This window comes from Streptomyces sp. NPDC041796, from assembly GCF_055590785.1.
Genome location: NZ_JBVJAH010000010.1, coordinates 1 through 14095 on the forward strand (window position 1 = coordinate 1; position 14095 = coordinate 14095).

At 71.3% G+C, this 14095-nt stretch carries 14 protein-coding genes; 3 read left to right on the top strand and 11 right to left on the bottom strand.

Annotated features, from left to right (window positions below):
• Window positions 1-264: 264 nt before the first annotated feature.
• From ACZ6C1_RS21000 to ACZ6C1_RS21010, 3 genes are read right to left on the bottom strand one after another with little or no spacing between them, the layout of a single operon-like run.
• Window positions 265-1455 (bottom strand): dipeptidase, encoded by a 1191-nt coding sequence (locus ACZ6C1_RS21000; RefSeq protein ID WP_469242650.1) that lies wholly within the window; start codon window positions 1453-1455, stop codon window positions 265-267.
• Window positions 1452-1976 (bottom strand): 5-(carboxyamino)imidazole ribonucleotide mutase, encoded by a 525-nt coding sequence (gene purE, locus ACZ6C1_RS21005; protein ID WP_469242981.1) that lies wholly within the window; start codon window positions 1974-1976, stop codon window positions 1452-1454. Before purE ends, ACZ6C1_RS21000 begins: the two co-directional genes overlap by 4 nt.
• A gap of 4 nt (window positions 1977-1980) precedes the next feature.
• A complete protein-coding gene (locus tag ACZ6C1_RS21010) occupies window positions 1981-3177 on the bottom strand; it encodes a 5-(carboxyamino)imidazole ribonucleotide synthase (RefSeq protein WP_469242651.1) in 1197 nt (398 codons plus the stop codon).
• Between the two features lie 60 nt (window positions 3178-3237).
• Here ACZ6C1_RS21010 and ACZ6C1_RS21015 point away from each other — a divergent pair, with 60 nt between their 5' ends.
• On the top strand, window positions 3238-3762 hold the full coding sequence (locus ACZ6C1_RS21015) for a GtrA family protein (protein WP_469242652.1): 525 nt from the start codon (window positions 3238-3240) through the stop codon (window positions 3760-3762).
• Window positions 3763-3774: 12 nt separating this feature from the next.
• Here ACZ6C1_RS21015 and ACZ6C1_RS21020 read toward each other — a convergent pair whose 3' ends face one another.
• Window positions 3775-5052, bottom strand: coding sequence for an ATP-binding protein (locus tag ACZ6C1_RS21020; protein WP_469242653.1), 1278 nt, complete (start codon window positions 5050-5052; stop codon window positions 3775-3777).
• A gap of 42 nt (window positions 5053-5094) precedes the next feature.
• The gene (locus ACZ6C1_RS21025) at window positions 5095-5772 is read right to left on the bottom strand and encodes a response regulator transcription factor (protein WP_351812876.1); all 678 of its coding nucleotides are present in this window, start codon (window positions 5770-5772) and stop codon (window positions 5095-5097) included.
• 487 nt (window positions 5773-6259) lie between these two features.
• On the opposite strand from ACZ6C1_RS21025, the gene ACZ6C1_RS21030 reads away from it, so the two are divergent.
• Window positions 6260-7765: a peptide MFS transporter gene (locus ACZ6C1_RS21030; protein ID WP_469242654.1), complete on the top strand. Its 1506-nt coding sequence runs from the start codon at window positions 6260-6262 to the stop codon at window positions 7763-7765.
• Window positions 7766-7830: 65 nt separating this feature from the next.
• Here ACZ6C1_RS21030 and ACZ6C1_RS21035 read toward each other — a convergent pair whose 3' ends face one another.
• From ACZ6C1_RS21035 to ACZ6C1_RS21060, 6 genes are all read right to left on the bottom strand, one after another.
• Window positions 7831-9153 carry a hypothetical protein gene (locus ACZ6C1_RS21035; RefSeq protein WP_469242982.1) on the bottom strand — a complete coding sequence of 441 codons (1323 nt, stop codon included), beginning with the start codon at window positions 9151-9153 and terminating at the stop codon, window positions 7831-7833.
• Window positions 9154-9167: 14 nt separating this feature from the next.
• Window positions 9168-10157, bottom strand: a complete 990-nt coding sequence (locus ACZ6C1_RS21040) for a hypothetical protein (protein ID WP_469242655.1) — start codon at window positions 10155-10157, stop codon at window positions 9168-9170.
• Window positions 10154-10924, bottom strand: a complete 771-nt coding sequence (locus ACZ6C1_RS21045) for a COG1470 family protein (protein ID WP_469242656.1) — start codon at window positions 10922-10924, stop codon at window positions 10154-10156. The genes ACZ6C1_RS21040 and ACZ6C1_RS21045 overlap by 4 nt, the downstream gene beginning before the upstream one ends.
• A gap of 4 nt (window positions 10925-10928) precedes the next feature.
• Window positions 10929-11645 (bottom strand): peptidase, encoded by a 717-nt coding sequence (locus tag ACZ6C1_RS21050; RefSeq protein WP_469242657.1) that lies wholly within the window; start codon window positions 11643-11645, stop codon window positions 10929-10931.
• A gap of 129 nt (window positions 11646-11774) precedes the next feature.
• Window positions 11775-12356 carry an ATP-binding protein gene (locus tag ACZ6C1_RS21055; protein ID WP_469242658.1) on the bottom strand — a complete coding sequence of 194 codons (582 nt, stop codon included), beginning with the start codon at window positions 12354-12356 and terminating at the stop codon, window positions 11775-11777.
• A gap of 149 nt (window positions 12357-12505) precedes the next feature.
• Window positions 12506-12874, bottom strand: a complete 369-nt coding sequence (locus ACZ6C1_RS21060) for an STAS domain-containing protein (RefSeq protein ID WP_469242659.1) — start codon at window positions 12872-12874, stop codon at window positions 12506-12508.
• 240 nt (window positions 12875-13114) lie between these two features.
• Here ACZ6C1_RS21060 and ACZ6C1_RS21065 point away from each other — a divergent pair, with 240 nt between their 5' ends.
• Window positions 13115-14011: an RNA polymerase sigma factor SigF gene (locus tag ACZ6C1_RS21065; RefSeq protein ID WP_469242983.1), complete on the top strand. Its 897-nt coding sequence runs from the start codon at window positions 13115-13117 to the stop codon at window positions 14009-14011.
• Window positions 14012-14095: the final 84 nt, after the last annotated feature.

Here is a 14095-nt window from a genome sequence, read left to right on the forward strand (position 1 = left end):
GGGGCGACCCTGCACGGCCCCTCCTCGCCGTGGTCGACGAAAAGCGCGCCCGCACCCGGCGTACGACCGGGGTGCGGCCGTGCAGGGTCGCCCCCGCAGGCGTTGGCGGCCTATGCGGGCCACCTTGCTCGTGACCCAAGGCCGCCGGCGCCGAGGAGGTGAGCCCGGAGGGGCCACACCCCCACCCACCGGCAGGCACCGCACCGCGCCGGCGGGCGCCGCACCGCAGAGACCCAAGGGCCGCCGGCCCGCCGCACCGGGCGGTCAGCCGTCCAGGGCGGTGAGCGTGGCGGTGGAAGGCGCGCGGGCGGACAGGGAACGGGAGACGGCTTCCGCGTCGCGGAGCACCCGGACCGCGTTCTGCCAGGTGAGCTTGGCCACGTCGGCGCGCGACCAGCCACGGTGGAGGAGCTCGGCGACCAGGTTCGGGTACGCCGAGACGTCCGACAGGTCCGAGGGCGTGAACGCCGTGCCGTCGAAGTCGCCGCCGATGCCGATGTGGGCAATGCCCGCGACTTCCCGCATGTGGTCGAGGTGGTCCGCGACCGTGGCGGCCGTGGCGGCGGGGCGGGGGTTCGCCGCTTCGAAGGCCGCGTGGACGCGCATCGCCTCCGGAGTGGTGTCCAGGTGGTGCAAGCCGTGCGCCCGCATGTTCTCGTCGGCCCGCCGGGTCCATTCGACGGCCGCCGGGAGGACGAACTTGGGTACGAAGGTGGCCATGGCGACACCCCCGTTGGCGGGCAGCAGGGCCAGCACGTCGTCCGGGATGTTCCTGGGGTGGTCGCACACCGCCCGGGAGGAGGAGTGCGAGAAGATCACCGGGGCTTCGGACGTGGCGAGGGCGTCGCGCATGGTCGTGTCGGCCACGTGCGAGAGGTCCACCAGCATGCCGAGCCGGTTCATCTCCCGTACGACCTCGCGGCCGAAGGCGGACAGGCCGCCGACGCCCGGCTCGTCCGTGGCCGAGTCGGCCCAGGGGACGTTGTCGTTGTGGGTCAGCGTCATGTAGCGGACCCCGAGTGCGTACAGGGCGCGCAGGGTGGCCATCGAGTTGTTGATGGAGTGGCCGCCCTCGGCACCCTTGAGCGACGCGATGCGCCCCGAGGCCCGCGCCGCCTCCATGTCGTCGGCGGTCAGCGCGGGCGCCAGGTCCGCCGGATGGCGGGCGAGCAGCCGGTCGACGCAGTCGATCTGTTCCAGCGTCGCGCTGACCGCGTCGTCGCCGGCCATGCCGGTGCGTACGTACACCGACCAGAACTGGGCGCCGACCCCGCCCGCCCGCAGCCGGGGGATGTCGGTGTGGAGCCGGCCCGTCTGGTCCGCCCCGATGTCCAGGCGGTCCAGGTCGTAGCCGGCGTTCTCACGCAGCGCCCACGGAAGGTCGTTGTGGCCGTCGACCACGGGGTACGAGGCGAGCAGAGCGCGCGCCTCGTCCCGGAAACGGCCGGCCGTCACTTGGCGAAACCGAACGACGCCGAACCCTCGACCTTCGCCCGCAGCCTCTTGCCCTTCTCCGTCGCCTGGTCGTTGAGCTCCTGCTGGAACTCGCTCATCCGGGAGAGGAGGTCCGGGTCGGAGGTGGCCAGGATGCGCGCGGCCAGCAGGCCCGCGTTGCGCGCCCCGCCCACGGAGACCGTGGCCACCGGGACGCCCGCGGGCATCTGGACGATGGAGAGCAGCGAGTCCATGCCGTCCAGGTACTTCAGCGGCACGGGCACGCCGATGACCGGCAGCGGGGTGACCGAGGCGAGCATGCCCGGCAGGTGCGCGGCACCGCCGGCGCCCGCGATGATCGCCTTCAGGCCGCGGTCGGCGGCGTGCTCCCCGTACGCGATCATCTCGCGCGGCATGCGGTGCGCGGAGACGACATCGACCTCGTACGGGATCTCGAACTCGTCGAGGGCCCCGGCGGCGGCCTCCATGACGGGCCAGTCGGAGTCGGAGCCCATGACGATGCCGACGAGCGGGGTGTCCATCGGGTTACTCAACGATCGTTCCTCGCAGGTAGCCGGCGGCGTGACGCGCGCGGTCCAGCACGTCGTCGAGGTCGTCGCCGTAGGTGTTGACGTGCCCCACCTTGCGGCCGGGCTTCACGTCCTTGCCGTACATATGGATCTTCAGCTGGGGGTCGCGGGCCATGCAATGCAGGTAGGCCTGGTACATGTCGGGGTAGTCACCGCCCAGCACGTTGCACATGACGGTCCACGGTGCGCGCGGGCGGGGGTCGCCGAGCGGCAGGTCGAGAACGGCGCGTACATGGTTGGCGAACTGCGAGGTGACCGCGCCGTCCTGGGTCCAGTGGCCGGAGTTGTGGGGGCGCATCGCCAGCTCGTTGACGAGGATGCGGCCGTCGCGGGTCTCGAACAGCTCGACGGCGAGGTGGCCGACGACGTCCAGTTCCTGGGCGATGCGGAGCGCCAGCTCCTGCGCCTGGCCCGCCAGCTCGGGCGACAGGTCGGGCGCGGGGGCGATCACCGTGTCGCAGACGCCGTCGACCTGACGCGATTCGACGACGGGGTACGCCACGGCCTGCCCGTGCGGCGAGCGGACGATGTTGGCCGCCAGCTCGCGAACGAAGTCGACCTTCTCCTCCGCCAGGACCGGCACGCCCGCCAGGAACGGGTCGCGGGCCTCGTCCTCGGAGCGGACGAACCACACGCCCTTGCCGTCGTACCCGCCGCGCACCGTCTTGAGGATGATCGGGAACCCTCCGGTCTCGGCGGCGAACGCCGCCGCGTCGGCCGGGTCCGTCACGATGCGGTGCCTGGGGCACGGGGCGCCGATCTCGTCGAGCCTGGCCCGCATCACGCCCTTGTCCTGGGCGTGCACCAATGCGTCGGGCCCCGGCCGGACGGGGATGCCGTCCGCCTCCAGGGCCCGCAGGTGCTCCGTGGGGACGTGCTCGTGATCGAACGTGATCACGTCGCAACCGCGTGCGAACTCACGCAGCGTGTCCAGGTCGCGGTAGTCGCCGATGACGACATCGCTCACCACCTGGGCCGCGGAGTCCTGGGGGGAGTCGCTGAGGAGCTTGAACTTGATACCGAGGGGGATGCCCGCCTCGTGGGTCATTCGGGCGAGCTGACCGCCGCCCACCATGCCTACTACCGGGAACGTCACCCTCTTAGGGTATCCGGCCCCGGCGGCCGGGCTTTCTCCGTCCCCGCGCGGGCTCATGGGCGGGTGGTTAGCATGGCTTGGTTGACGCACTCGACCGGACGGGGCTGAAAGATCACCATGAGTGAACGAGGCGCACTGCGGGTGCGGCTGGACCAGCTCGTCCGCGAGATCGCCAAATTCGGTCTCGTCGGCGGTCTCGGGCTGCTGGTCAACATGGCGGTCTTCAACCTGGTGCGCCACACCACGGAGCTCCCGGTCGTCCGGGCCAGCCTGCTCGCCACGGTCGTCGCCATCGCGTTCAACTACGTGGGCTTCCGCTACTTCACGTACCGGGACCGCGACAAGAGCGGGCGGACGAAGGAGCTGACGCTCTTCCTGCTGTTCAGCCTGGTGGGGCTGGTCATCGAGAACGGTGTGCTGTACACCGCGACGTACGGCTTCGGCTGGGACAGCCCGCTGCAGAACAACTTCTTCAAGTTCTTCGGCATCGGTGTGGCCACCTTGTTCCGCTTCTGGTCGTACCGCACCTGGGTCTTCCGCACGCTGCCGGCCCGCGAGGCCGTGCAGACCGCCGAATCGTTCCTGGAACAGCGGCGGCACGAGTCCGAGCCGGCCGGGGAGCCGGTCGCCCCGCGCCGCTAGGGCGAGCGCTGCTCAGCGGATCGTCGGGGGCTCGTGCGAGGCCTTGTCCTTGCGGCTGCGCACCTCGCGGCTGAGGAACAGCGCGAAGACCGGCGGCTGCTGCTGGAGCAGTTCCAGACGCCCGCCGTCCGCCTCGGCCAGGTCACGGGCGACGGCGAGGCCGATCCCGGTGGAATTGCGGCCGCTGATGGTCCGCTCGAAGATCCGCGCCCCCAGGTCCGGCGGTACGCCCGGGCCCTCGTCGGTGACCTCCACGACGGCCTGGTTGCCGGTGACCCGGGTGCGGAGGGCGACCGTGCCACCCCCGTGCATCAGCGAGTTCTCGATCAGCGCCGCCAGCACCTGGGCGACCGCTCCGGGGGTGCCGACGGCCCGCATGCCGACCTTGCCGGACCGGACGATCGCCCGCCCCGCGCTGCGGTAGGCGGGCCGCCACTCCTCGATCTGCTGCTTGACCACCTCGTCGAGGTCGAAGGCGATCGCCGAGCCGGTACGGGGGTCGCGCGAGTTGGTGAGCAGCCGCTGGACGACGTCGGTGAGCCGCTCGACCTGGGTGAGCGCGATGTGCGCCTCCTCCTTCACGGTGGCGGGGTCGTCGGTTTCGGCGATCTCCTCCAGCCGCATGGACAGCGCGGTCAGCGGCGTACGCAGCTGGTGCGAGGCGTCGGCGGCCAGCCGCCGTTCGGCGGTGAGCATCCGGGCGATCCGCTCGGCCGAGGCGTCGAGGACGTCGGCCACCCGGTCCAGCTCGGGCACCCCGTAGCGCTTGTGGCGGGGCCTGGGGTCGCCCGAGCCGAGCCGTTCGGCGGTCTCGGCGAGGTCGGTGAGCGGCGAGGCGAGGCGGTTCGCCTGGCGTACGGCGAGGAGGACCGCGGCGATCACGGCGAGCAGCGCCACCGCACCGATGATCAGCAACGTGCGGCCCACCTCGGCGGCGATGGTGGAGCGTGACTCCTCGACGGTCACCTGCTCGCCGCGCTTGCCGTCGGCGGTGCCCCGGATGACGCTGCCGTCGGGGCGGGAGCCGATCTCGATGGGGGGCCGGCCGGGGATCTCGATCAGGGCGTACCGCTTGGCGCCGCTCTGCTGGGCGAGGATGTCCGGGTTGACGGGCTCACCGCCGACGAGCCTCGACTCGACGATGCTGACGAGCCGGACGGCCTCGGAGTCCACGCTCTCCTGGGCGCTGCTGCTGATGGTGCGCGTCTCGACGATCACGAGGGAGACCCCGAAGACGGCGATGACGACGAGGACCACCGCGAGCGTGGAGTTGATCAGTCGGCGGCGCACGGTGCGTACCTGGCTCTTTCCTGGCTCGTCCCTGGCTCTTCGCTAGCTCTTCTCGAAGCGGAAGCCCACGCCGCGGACCGTGGCGATGTAGCGGGGGTTGGCGGCGTCGTCGCCGAGCTTCTTGCGCAGCCAGGAGATGTGCATGTCGAGGGTCTTGGTGGACGACCACCAGGTGGTGTCCCACACCTCGCGCATGAGCTGGTCACGGGTGACGACCCGGCCGGCGTCCCGGACGAGGACGCGCAGCAGGTCGAATTCCTTGGCGGTGAGCTGCAGCTCCTCGTCGCCCATCCACGCCCGGTGGGACTCGACGTCGATGCGCACACCGTGCGTCGCCGGGGCCGGGGCGGGCTCGCTCGCGCCACGCCGGAGCAGGGCCCGGACACGGGCGAGCAGCTCGGCGAGCCGGAACGGCTTGGTGACGTAGTCGTCGGCGCCCGCGTCGAGCCCGACAACGGTGTCGACCTCGTCGGCGCGGGCCGTCAGCACCAGGATCGGCACCGTCAGCCCGTCGGACCGCAGCCGCCGGGCCACTTCGAGCCCGTCCATGCCGGGCAGCCCGAGGTCCAGGACGACCAGGTCCACGTGGCCCTGCAGTCCGGCGTCGAGCGCACTGGGCCCGTCCTCCCGCACCTCGACCTCGTAACCCTCCCGCCGCAGGGCGCGGGCCAGCGGTTCCGAGATGGATGCGTCGTCCTCGGCGAGCAGTACACGGGTCATGGGGTGATGGTAGTCCGCACCGGACAAGCCCCGCCGGGGGATCGCACGATGATCGGCACACCTTGCGAGTATGGGGTGCCATCCTGGGGATGACCTTCGAAACAGGGCGGGCAGTTCCCGCGACACCTGTGATCCATCTCTCAAGTCCTTCCATATGCCGCTCTGTCGTGTCGTATGGTGGCGAGACGCCTGATGCACTATCTGGGGACCTTTGGCCCACTACGCGCCAAGGGTCTCTTTCTGCGTGAGGCCGGCCCGGCCGGTCTCGCGACAGTGAATGACCTGTGGGCCGGGCCCCGTGGCGCGTTGTCGCCGCCGGGGCGTGGATCCCGGTGCGGCCTGTCCCCCGCCTCCGTACGCCGTACGGGGGCGGATCCCTGTGGGCGTGGGGATGGGACGGGACCCCCGTGCCGGTGCCGGCCGCCCCCCCACCGGGCGCGTGAACGCTCACAAAGCGCGGCGCGTCCCGAGCAAGCAAGGATCGACCATGGCGTCCAGCCTGACGAAGGACACCGCCGGAGCACCTACCGGCGGTAAGACCTTCTTCGGCCACCCCCGGGGTATGGCCACGCTCTTCATGACGGAGATGTGGGAGCGCTTCTCCTGGTACGGAATGCGCGGCATCCTCGTCCTCTACCTGATCGCGGGTGTCCTCGACGGACCTCTGGAGGGCCGGCAAGCCCTGGCCGCCTCGATCTACGGTGTGTACAACGCGGTCGTGTACATGGCCGCCATGCCCGGCGGCTGGGTCGCGGACCGCCTCTGGGGTGCCCGCAAGGCCGTACTGGTCGGTGGCATCGTCATCGCCCTGGGTCACTTCACCCTGGCGATCCCCGCGGACATCGCGTTCTTCTGCGGCCTCGGCCTGATCGCGATCGGCACCGGCCTGCTGAAGCCGAACATCTCCGCGATGGTCGGCGGACTCTACGAGGGTCAGCCCAGCGCCCGCCGCGATGCCGGGTTCACGCTCTTCTACATGGCGATCAACATCGGCGGCATGGCCGCCCCGCTGGTCGTCGGCTACCTCGGCGAGCACGTCAACTGGCACCTCGGCTTCGGTGTCGCCGGTATCGGTATGACCCTCGCCGTCATCCAGTACGTCCTGGGCGGCCGCCACCTCGGTGACGTCGGCAAGCAGCCCGGCACCCCGGCCTCGCCGGAGGAGAAGCGCTCCGCGCTGCGCAAGGTCGCGCTGTGGGGCGGCATCGCCGTCGCCGCGCTGCTCCTGGACATCGCGCTCGGCACGTACGACATCGAGCACATCGTCAACGTGCTGGCCGTCCTCGGCATCGTCGTGCCGATCGTCTACTTCGTGACGATGTACCGGAACCCGGCTCTGACGAGCGCGGACAAGCCGAAGATCCAGGCCTTCGCCTGGTTCTTCGCCACCGCCGTGCTGTTCTGGATGATCTACGACCAGTCCGGCTCGCTGCTGACGATCTTCGCGGACGGCAAGACCGACCGCATGATCGGCGGCTGGGAGTTCCCGGCGTCCTGGTACCAGTCCGTGAACCCGGCCATGGTGATCGTCCTGGCTCCGGTCTTCGCCGCGCTGTGGGTCAAGCTGGCGCAGCGCAACCGTGAGCCCAGCACCCCGATGAAGTTCGCCCTGGCGATGCTCCTCATCGGTGGCTCCTTCGGCATCATGGGCCTGGCCGGCGCCGCCGCCGCGAACAGCGACACGGGCAAGGTCACCGTCTTCTGGCTGCTGAGCGTCTACCTGGTGCAGACCCTCGGCGAGATGTGCCTGTCGCCGGTCGGTCTGTCCCTGTCCACGAAGCTGGCACCGAAGCAGTTCGTGGGCCAGATCATGGGTCTGTGGTTCCTGGCCACCGCGACGGGCAACGCCCTGAACGGCTGGACCACGAAGCTCAACGCGCCGCTGGGTGACGCGATGTACTACACCCTGTGGGCCGTCATCGCCGTCGCCGCCGGTCTGGCCTTCATGACGGCCGGCAAGAAGATCCGCGCCCTGATGGGCGACGTGAAGTAGGCAGCCGTACGGTACGAAGGGCCGCCGCACCGGACACGTCCGGGCGGCGGCCCTTCGCCGTACCGTCAGCGCGCCGAGCGCCGCCACGGCATGAACGTGAACACCGCGCCGCCCAGCAGGATCGCCGTACCGGCGACCAGCGCGAGGGCGCGCAGCGCGCCGGCGTCCTCGGCGCCCGTGTCGGCGAGGCCGCCGCCGGACGTCGAGGACCCGCCCGCGGTGGAGCCGGCTGCCGTTGACCCGCCCGAGGCGCCGCCCGGCTGGGCGGAGGTGTCGAGCTCCAGGGAGACCTGGACGTTCGGGGGCGGGGTGCAGGTGGTCGTCGTACCGAGCGCCTTGACGGTGAGGACGCCGGGGCTGAGCGTCGCCCTGCCGGTGGCGCCGGGCTTGTAGGTGCCGGTGAGGTCGGGGATCGCGATCGGCCGGCCCGCCTTGATCGGCTCCTTGTTGGTGAGGCCCTCGACATGCACGAAGCCCTTGTCCGCGCCGCCCAGCCCGACCTCCATGGACGGCTTGACGGAGTCCTTGGGGATGTCGGCGGGGCTGTCCATCACGGACTTGGAGAACTTCACGGTGAGGTCGAAGGTCCCGCCGTTCCTCCTGGCGTTGATCTTCACCGGGGATGTCGCGTTCTTGTCGCCGATGGGCGTCTTGCAGGCGTACGCGACGGAGACCTCCTTGCCCTCGAAGTCGGTCCCGCCCCCACCACCGCCGGTCGTACCGCCCGTCGTGGTCGTGCCGCCGGAGGTCGTACCGCCGGACGAGGTCGTACCGCCGGACGTCGTCGTCCCACCGGAGGTCGTACCGCCCGACGTCGTCGTCCCACCGGACGTGGTCGTACCGCCCGTCGTGCCCCCGCCGCCCGCCGTGACCTTGATCGTCGCGGCGGGCCGCACCGTCTCCTTCGGCGTGCACTTGGTGTCCGTGGACAGCGGCTTGGAGACGTTGATGGTGTAGGCCCCCGGCGCCAGCGTGATCTCACCCGGCGCCGTCAGCTTCAGCCTGCCCTTCATGTCCGGCAGGACCATCGGGCTGTTCTTGGGGATCGGCGGGTTCTGCCGCGGGCCCTCCATCGCCAGGTCGGCGGTCTGGGCGCCCGCGACCTTCAGCGTGCCCGTCGGCTTGACGGTGTCCTTCTCCAGGTCCAGGACGTCGGGGTTCCTGGACGCGGCCTCGACCGTCTTCCACACCACCTCCACCTCGTCGCCGACCTTCGCCTCCGCCGGTGCGGTGATCTGCACCCTGGTGGTGCCCTGCACCGGTGGCAGGCCCGAGATGGGCGGCGGGATGCACTCCGTGCTGTACGCCACCTCGGCCGCCTGCGCGGATCCCGCGGCCAGCAGGATCCCCGCGCCGCCGAGCATCAGCGCGACGCCCGCCGCGCTCATCCTCCGTTGCCTGCTCACGAATGTCCCTTCGTCGTCGGTCGGTTCTCTGACGGTGCGGAGTCCGGGGTGAACCACGGGAGGACCACCGTGGTGGCGGGGGCCGGCACGGGGGCGGCGGCACGGTGGCGCCTGGGGCGACGGGGGCGTACGCGGTCCACGAGCGCCATTCCGGCGCGGAACAGTGCCGCCGGGACGACCACGGCGAGCAGCACCCGGAAGAGCGTCACGCCCCACGGCCGTCCCACCCGCCAGGGCTGCTCGGCCAGGACCTTGCCGCCGTACTTCACCGACACCTGGTAATCGCCGTGCGCGCCCGCCGCGAGCTGGACCGGCAACTCCACCAGCGCCTTGCGACCCGGCTGGACGGTGCCGCGCCACTGCCGCTCCTCCCACTGCGGGGCGAACACGCCGTGCGCGGTGCCGACCTGGAACACGGGGTCCTTGAGCGGTGCCGTGCCGAGGTTGCCGACGGTGAGGACGAGGCGGCGCCGGGCCGGGGCGCCGAACCACACGAGGACGCCGCTGGACCCTTCGAGCCGGGTCGCCGCCAGCACGGCGAGCCTGCCGTCGCCCGCCGGTTCCGGCAGGGGGGCGACCGGGTGCCCGGTGATCCTCAGCGGGGCGTCGGCCATGGCCCGGTCGCCGGTCACGGTCGCCACATGGACCGCGCACGGGCAGGGCCTGGGCGGCGCGACGACCGGCAGCGTCCTGGTGAAGCGGCCGCTCGTGTCGGTGGTGACGGTGCGCCCGGCGGCATTGGCGCACGAGTTGGTGCCGCTCGCCGGGCCCTGATCGGGCACAGCCTCGCCGCACACCAGGAGCATCAGCAGCGTCTTGGGGCGCCAGCCCGTGCCCTCCACCGCGATCTCGGTACCCCTGGCCGTCTCGGGGCGGGAGAGCGTGACCTCGGGGCGGTTCTCGGCGGCGGCCCCGCCCGGCGCCGGAAGCCCGACGAGCGCGCACACCACCAGCACGGCCGCCGCCACCCACCGGTACGCCCTCACGCTTCCGCTCCCCTCGCCCCGCGCCCCCGGCGCCGTACCCAGATCACCGCGCCCGCCGCCGACGCCGCCGTGACCGGGACGGCCGCCGCCCACCACGCGCCGAACGTCCTCGTGGCCGCCGCCCCGGCCCGTGCGCCGTCCGCCCCCGTGGCGTCGAGCCGGACGGTGACCCGGTCCAGGGCGGGGCGGTCCCGGCCGGGCCACGGCTCGCTGAGCTCGACCCGCCGGCCCGGCCGCAGTTCCAGCCGCAGCGGACGCTCCGCGCGGCGCAGCACCTCGCCGAACAGCCCCTCCGCGCGCACCGCGAGACGCGGCGCCAGGACGGTGTTGCCTCGGTTGACCAGCGCGTAGCGGATGGTTCCGTCCGTGATCCGGACGTCCTCGACGGTGAGCGCCGCCAGCCGTGGGCCGCCCACCCGCAGCCGTACCGGCACGGAGACGTCGTCCCCGGCGTGCAGGGCGCCCGCGTGGTCGCCGGGCGGGGCGTCCGGCGGGACGGTGACCGAGAACGGCACGTCGGCGCGGGTGCGGGGCGGCACGGTCACCGGGTTCGCGGCGAAGGTGACCCAGGGGGCGGTGGCGCGCAGCCGCAGGGTGAGCGGCCGCCTGCCCGGGTTGGTCAGCGTCAGGGTGTCCTCGAGCACGGTGCCGGGCGCGCCCTCCAGGTAGAGGTACGGCCGGCCCTCCGCCGTCGCGGGGCCGGCGGAGGTCACCGCCCCGGCGCACAGCAGGGCGGTGAGTGCGGCGGCCACGGCCCGGGCGCGCACGGGGTCACGCCCGGCGGGTCCGGCGGGTCAGCCACAGCACCCCGGCCGCGCCAGTGAGCAGGACCGTGCCGCCGAGGGTGCCAAGCGCGACCGCCGAGTCAAGCGGTCCGGTCCGGGGCAGTTCGCCGCTGCCCGAGGGCGCCGAACCGGATCCGGAACCGGAGCCGGAGCCCATGCCGGACCCCGTTCCGGAGCCGGAGCCCGTTCCGGAGCCGGGGGCCGTGACGCTCAGTTCCAGTGACGGCTTGGGGTTGTTCTTGGGCGTGCAGGTGGTGGTCGTACCGAGCGCCTTGATGGTCAGGACTCCCGCGGTGAAGGTGACCTTGCCGCTCTTGCGCGGGGTGTACGTACCCGTCAAGTCGCTGATTTTGATGGGGGTGTTGGCCGGGATCGCCTCGGTGTTGGCCGGTCCGGAGACGGTGAGCGTCCCGCTGTCCGCGCCGCCGACCTTGATGACCGCACTCGGGTTCATGGCGCCCTTGCCCAGCTCGACCGGGCTGGAGGAGACGCCCTTGCGGAACGTCATGGTGAGCTTGTAGCCGCTGCCGCTCCTGACGCTCGTGATGTCGATCGGCGACACGGCCCCCTTGGGCCCGATCGGCGTCCGGCACGCGTAGTCGACGTCCACCACGGTGGCGTGGGAGGCGGGGGCGGCCATCAGGACCATCGCGCCCGCGACGGCCGCCGCCAGCGCCGGAGTTGTCCGCTTCTGGTACGACACCTCGAGATCACCCCATTGTCTGACGGCTCATCAGATCGGCGCTCAAGGTACGCCCGTGACCTCGGGGAGGGAAGACAAAGAGCACGGCGTATCGCCGTGCTCCACAATCAGTGGGGAAATCCGCGTGCGCTAAGCGGGCGCCGCCAGTTCCGCCCAGACCGTCTTGCCGGGCATACCGGCGGACCGGGCCACCCCCCAGTCCAGGCAGAGGCGCTGGACGATGAACATGCCGTGCCCACCGGGCCGCCCGGCCCGGTGCGGGGTGCGCGGCGCGGGCTGACCGGAGCCCCGGTCCTCCACCTCCAGCCGCAGCACCTTCGCGTCGAGGGAGACACGCAGCTCCTCGGGACCCTCGGCGTGCAGACACGCGTTGGTGACGAGCTCGGACACGACGAGGAGGACGTCCTCCGCGGCGGCCCGCCGGTCGGCGGTGGCAGCCGGGAGCCAGCCCCAGTCGTACAGCGCCTGCCGTGTGAAGTCCCGGGCGAGCGGAACGATCCCGCTGGCACTGCCCAGCGAGAGCCGCCGCGTCCGGCGCCCCACGGGCGTGGCCCCGGGACCCGCCCCGCCCGCCGCACCTGACATGTCGGACCTCACCTCCGGCGTGGTGGACGCGATGGAGGAAGCCGGGACCGAGGCACCGGCACCGAGACCGGAACCGTCCGGCTGGGGGCCGAGATCGCTCGGCGGATGCTGCTGGGTGGTACCCATCAGCGCTTCACCTCACCGAATTCACCAAGTCGCCATTACGTCGTCACAGGGCAGCCACATGGCCGTCACAGAGAGTGTGGAGCCCCTCCGTACAGTTGCCGCGGGGTTCTTCTGCCCGGCCGATCCAGGACAACACCCGCTTTGTCGCTTCAGTCGGCGAGTGCCGCTTCCAATGAGTCGTGGACGGTGAATACCGCCTCCGCGCCAGTGATCTCGAACACCCTGGCCACGACGGGCTGCATCCCCGCGAGGTGCACCCCTCCGCCCGCGGCCTCCGCCTTCAGGCGGGCCCCGAGCAGCACATTGAGCCCGGTGGAGTCGCAGAACGCAAGCTGCGAGCAGTCGATCACCAGGCGTGTGCGGCCCTGTTCGAGCGCGGCGTCCAGCGGCTCGCGCAGCAACTCGGCGGTGTGGTGATCGAGCTCACCCGCCGGCGTGACAACCTCGCTGCGGCCTTCCGTCCGGACCCCGACCTTGAGTCGGCCCTGATTCGCGCTGCCGACCGTCCCGCGGTCCATTCCGTCCCTCTTCGCCGATGCCGTTGAGTCGGTAGAACCCTACGCCTTCTGAACGGCGGCCGGTAGTCGAGACTTAACCACAAGCCGGCCATATGGGACAATTGACACTTGCAACGATCCGTGTGAAGCGGGTAGGGCTAGTAGGGACACAACCAACACGGCCGGCTTTGGAGGCGCCGCACACCGCAGCCACATTCTTTGGGCATCGGCGGCCATATGCCGAGAACGATGGAGGAGACCATGTCACCCCGGCTCGACGAAACGCGTACCCCCCACGCGCCGTCGGCAACTCCGCCCCACCAGATCGACGACGTCGAGCAGCTCGAGACCGAACCTCTCGGCCTGCCCGACATCCCCCGGTACGACGAAGTCGAACCGCTCGACGCGAGAGCCCTGTCCAAGACGCTCTTCGCGCGCCTCGAGACCCTCGAGGAAGGGACGCACGAGTACGCGTACGTCCGCAACACGCTGGTTGAACTCAACCTCGCCCTGGTCAAGTTCGCCGCCTCCCGGTTCCGCTCCCGCAGCGAGCCGATGGAGGACATCATCCAGGTCGGCACCATCGGTCTCATCAAGGCCATCGACCGCTTCGAACTCAGTCGAGGGGTCGAGTTCCCCACCTTCGCGATGCCAACCATCGTCGGAGAGATCAAGCGCTTCTTCCGCGACACCTCCTGGTCCGTCCGCGTCCCGCGCCGGCTCCAGGAACTCCGCCTCGACCTCGCCAAGGCCGGGGACGAACTGGCCCAGCAGCTCGACCGCTCGCCCACCGTGGCCGAGCTCGCCGAGAAGCTCGGGATCACCAAGGAAGAGGTCGTCGAGGGCATGGCGGCGAGCAACGCCTACACCGCCAGCTCGCTCGACGCCCAGCCCGAGGAGGACGACAGCGAGGGCGCGCTGGCGGACCGCATCGGCTACGAGGACCACGGGCTCGAAGGCATCGAGTACATCGAGTCCCTCAAGCCGCTGATCGCCTCGCTTCCGGCGCGCGACCGCAAGATCCTCTCCCTGCGCTTCGTCGCCGGACTCACGCAGTCGGAGATCGGCGAGGAGCTCAACATCTCGCAGATGCATGTCTCCCGTCTGCTCTCCCGCACCCTGGGCAAACTCCGCAAGGGTCTCACCCTGGACGAGTGACCGGCCGTGCACACGCCTGGAGGAAGGGCCCGTTCCGTCAAGGGATGGGCCCTTCCGCCGTCCCTTCCGCCTTCTTGACGGGGT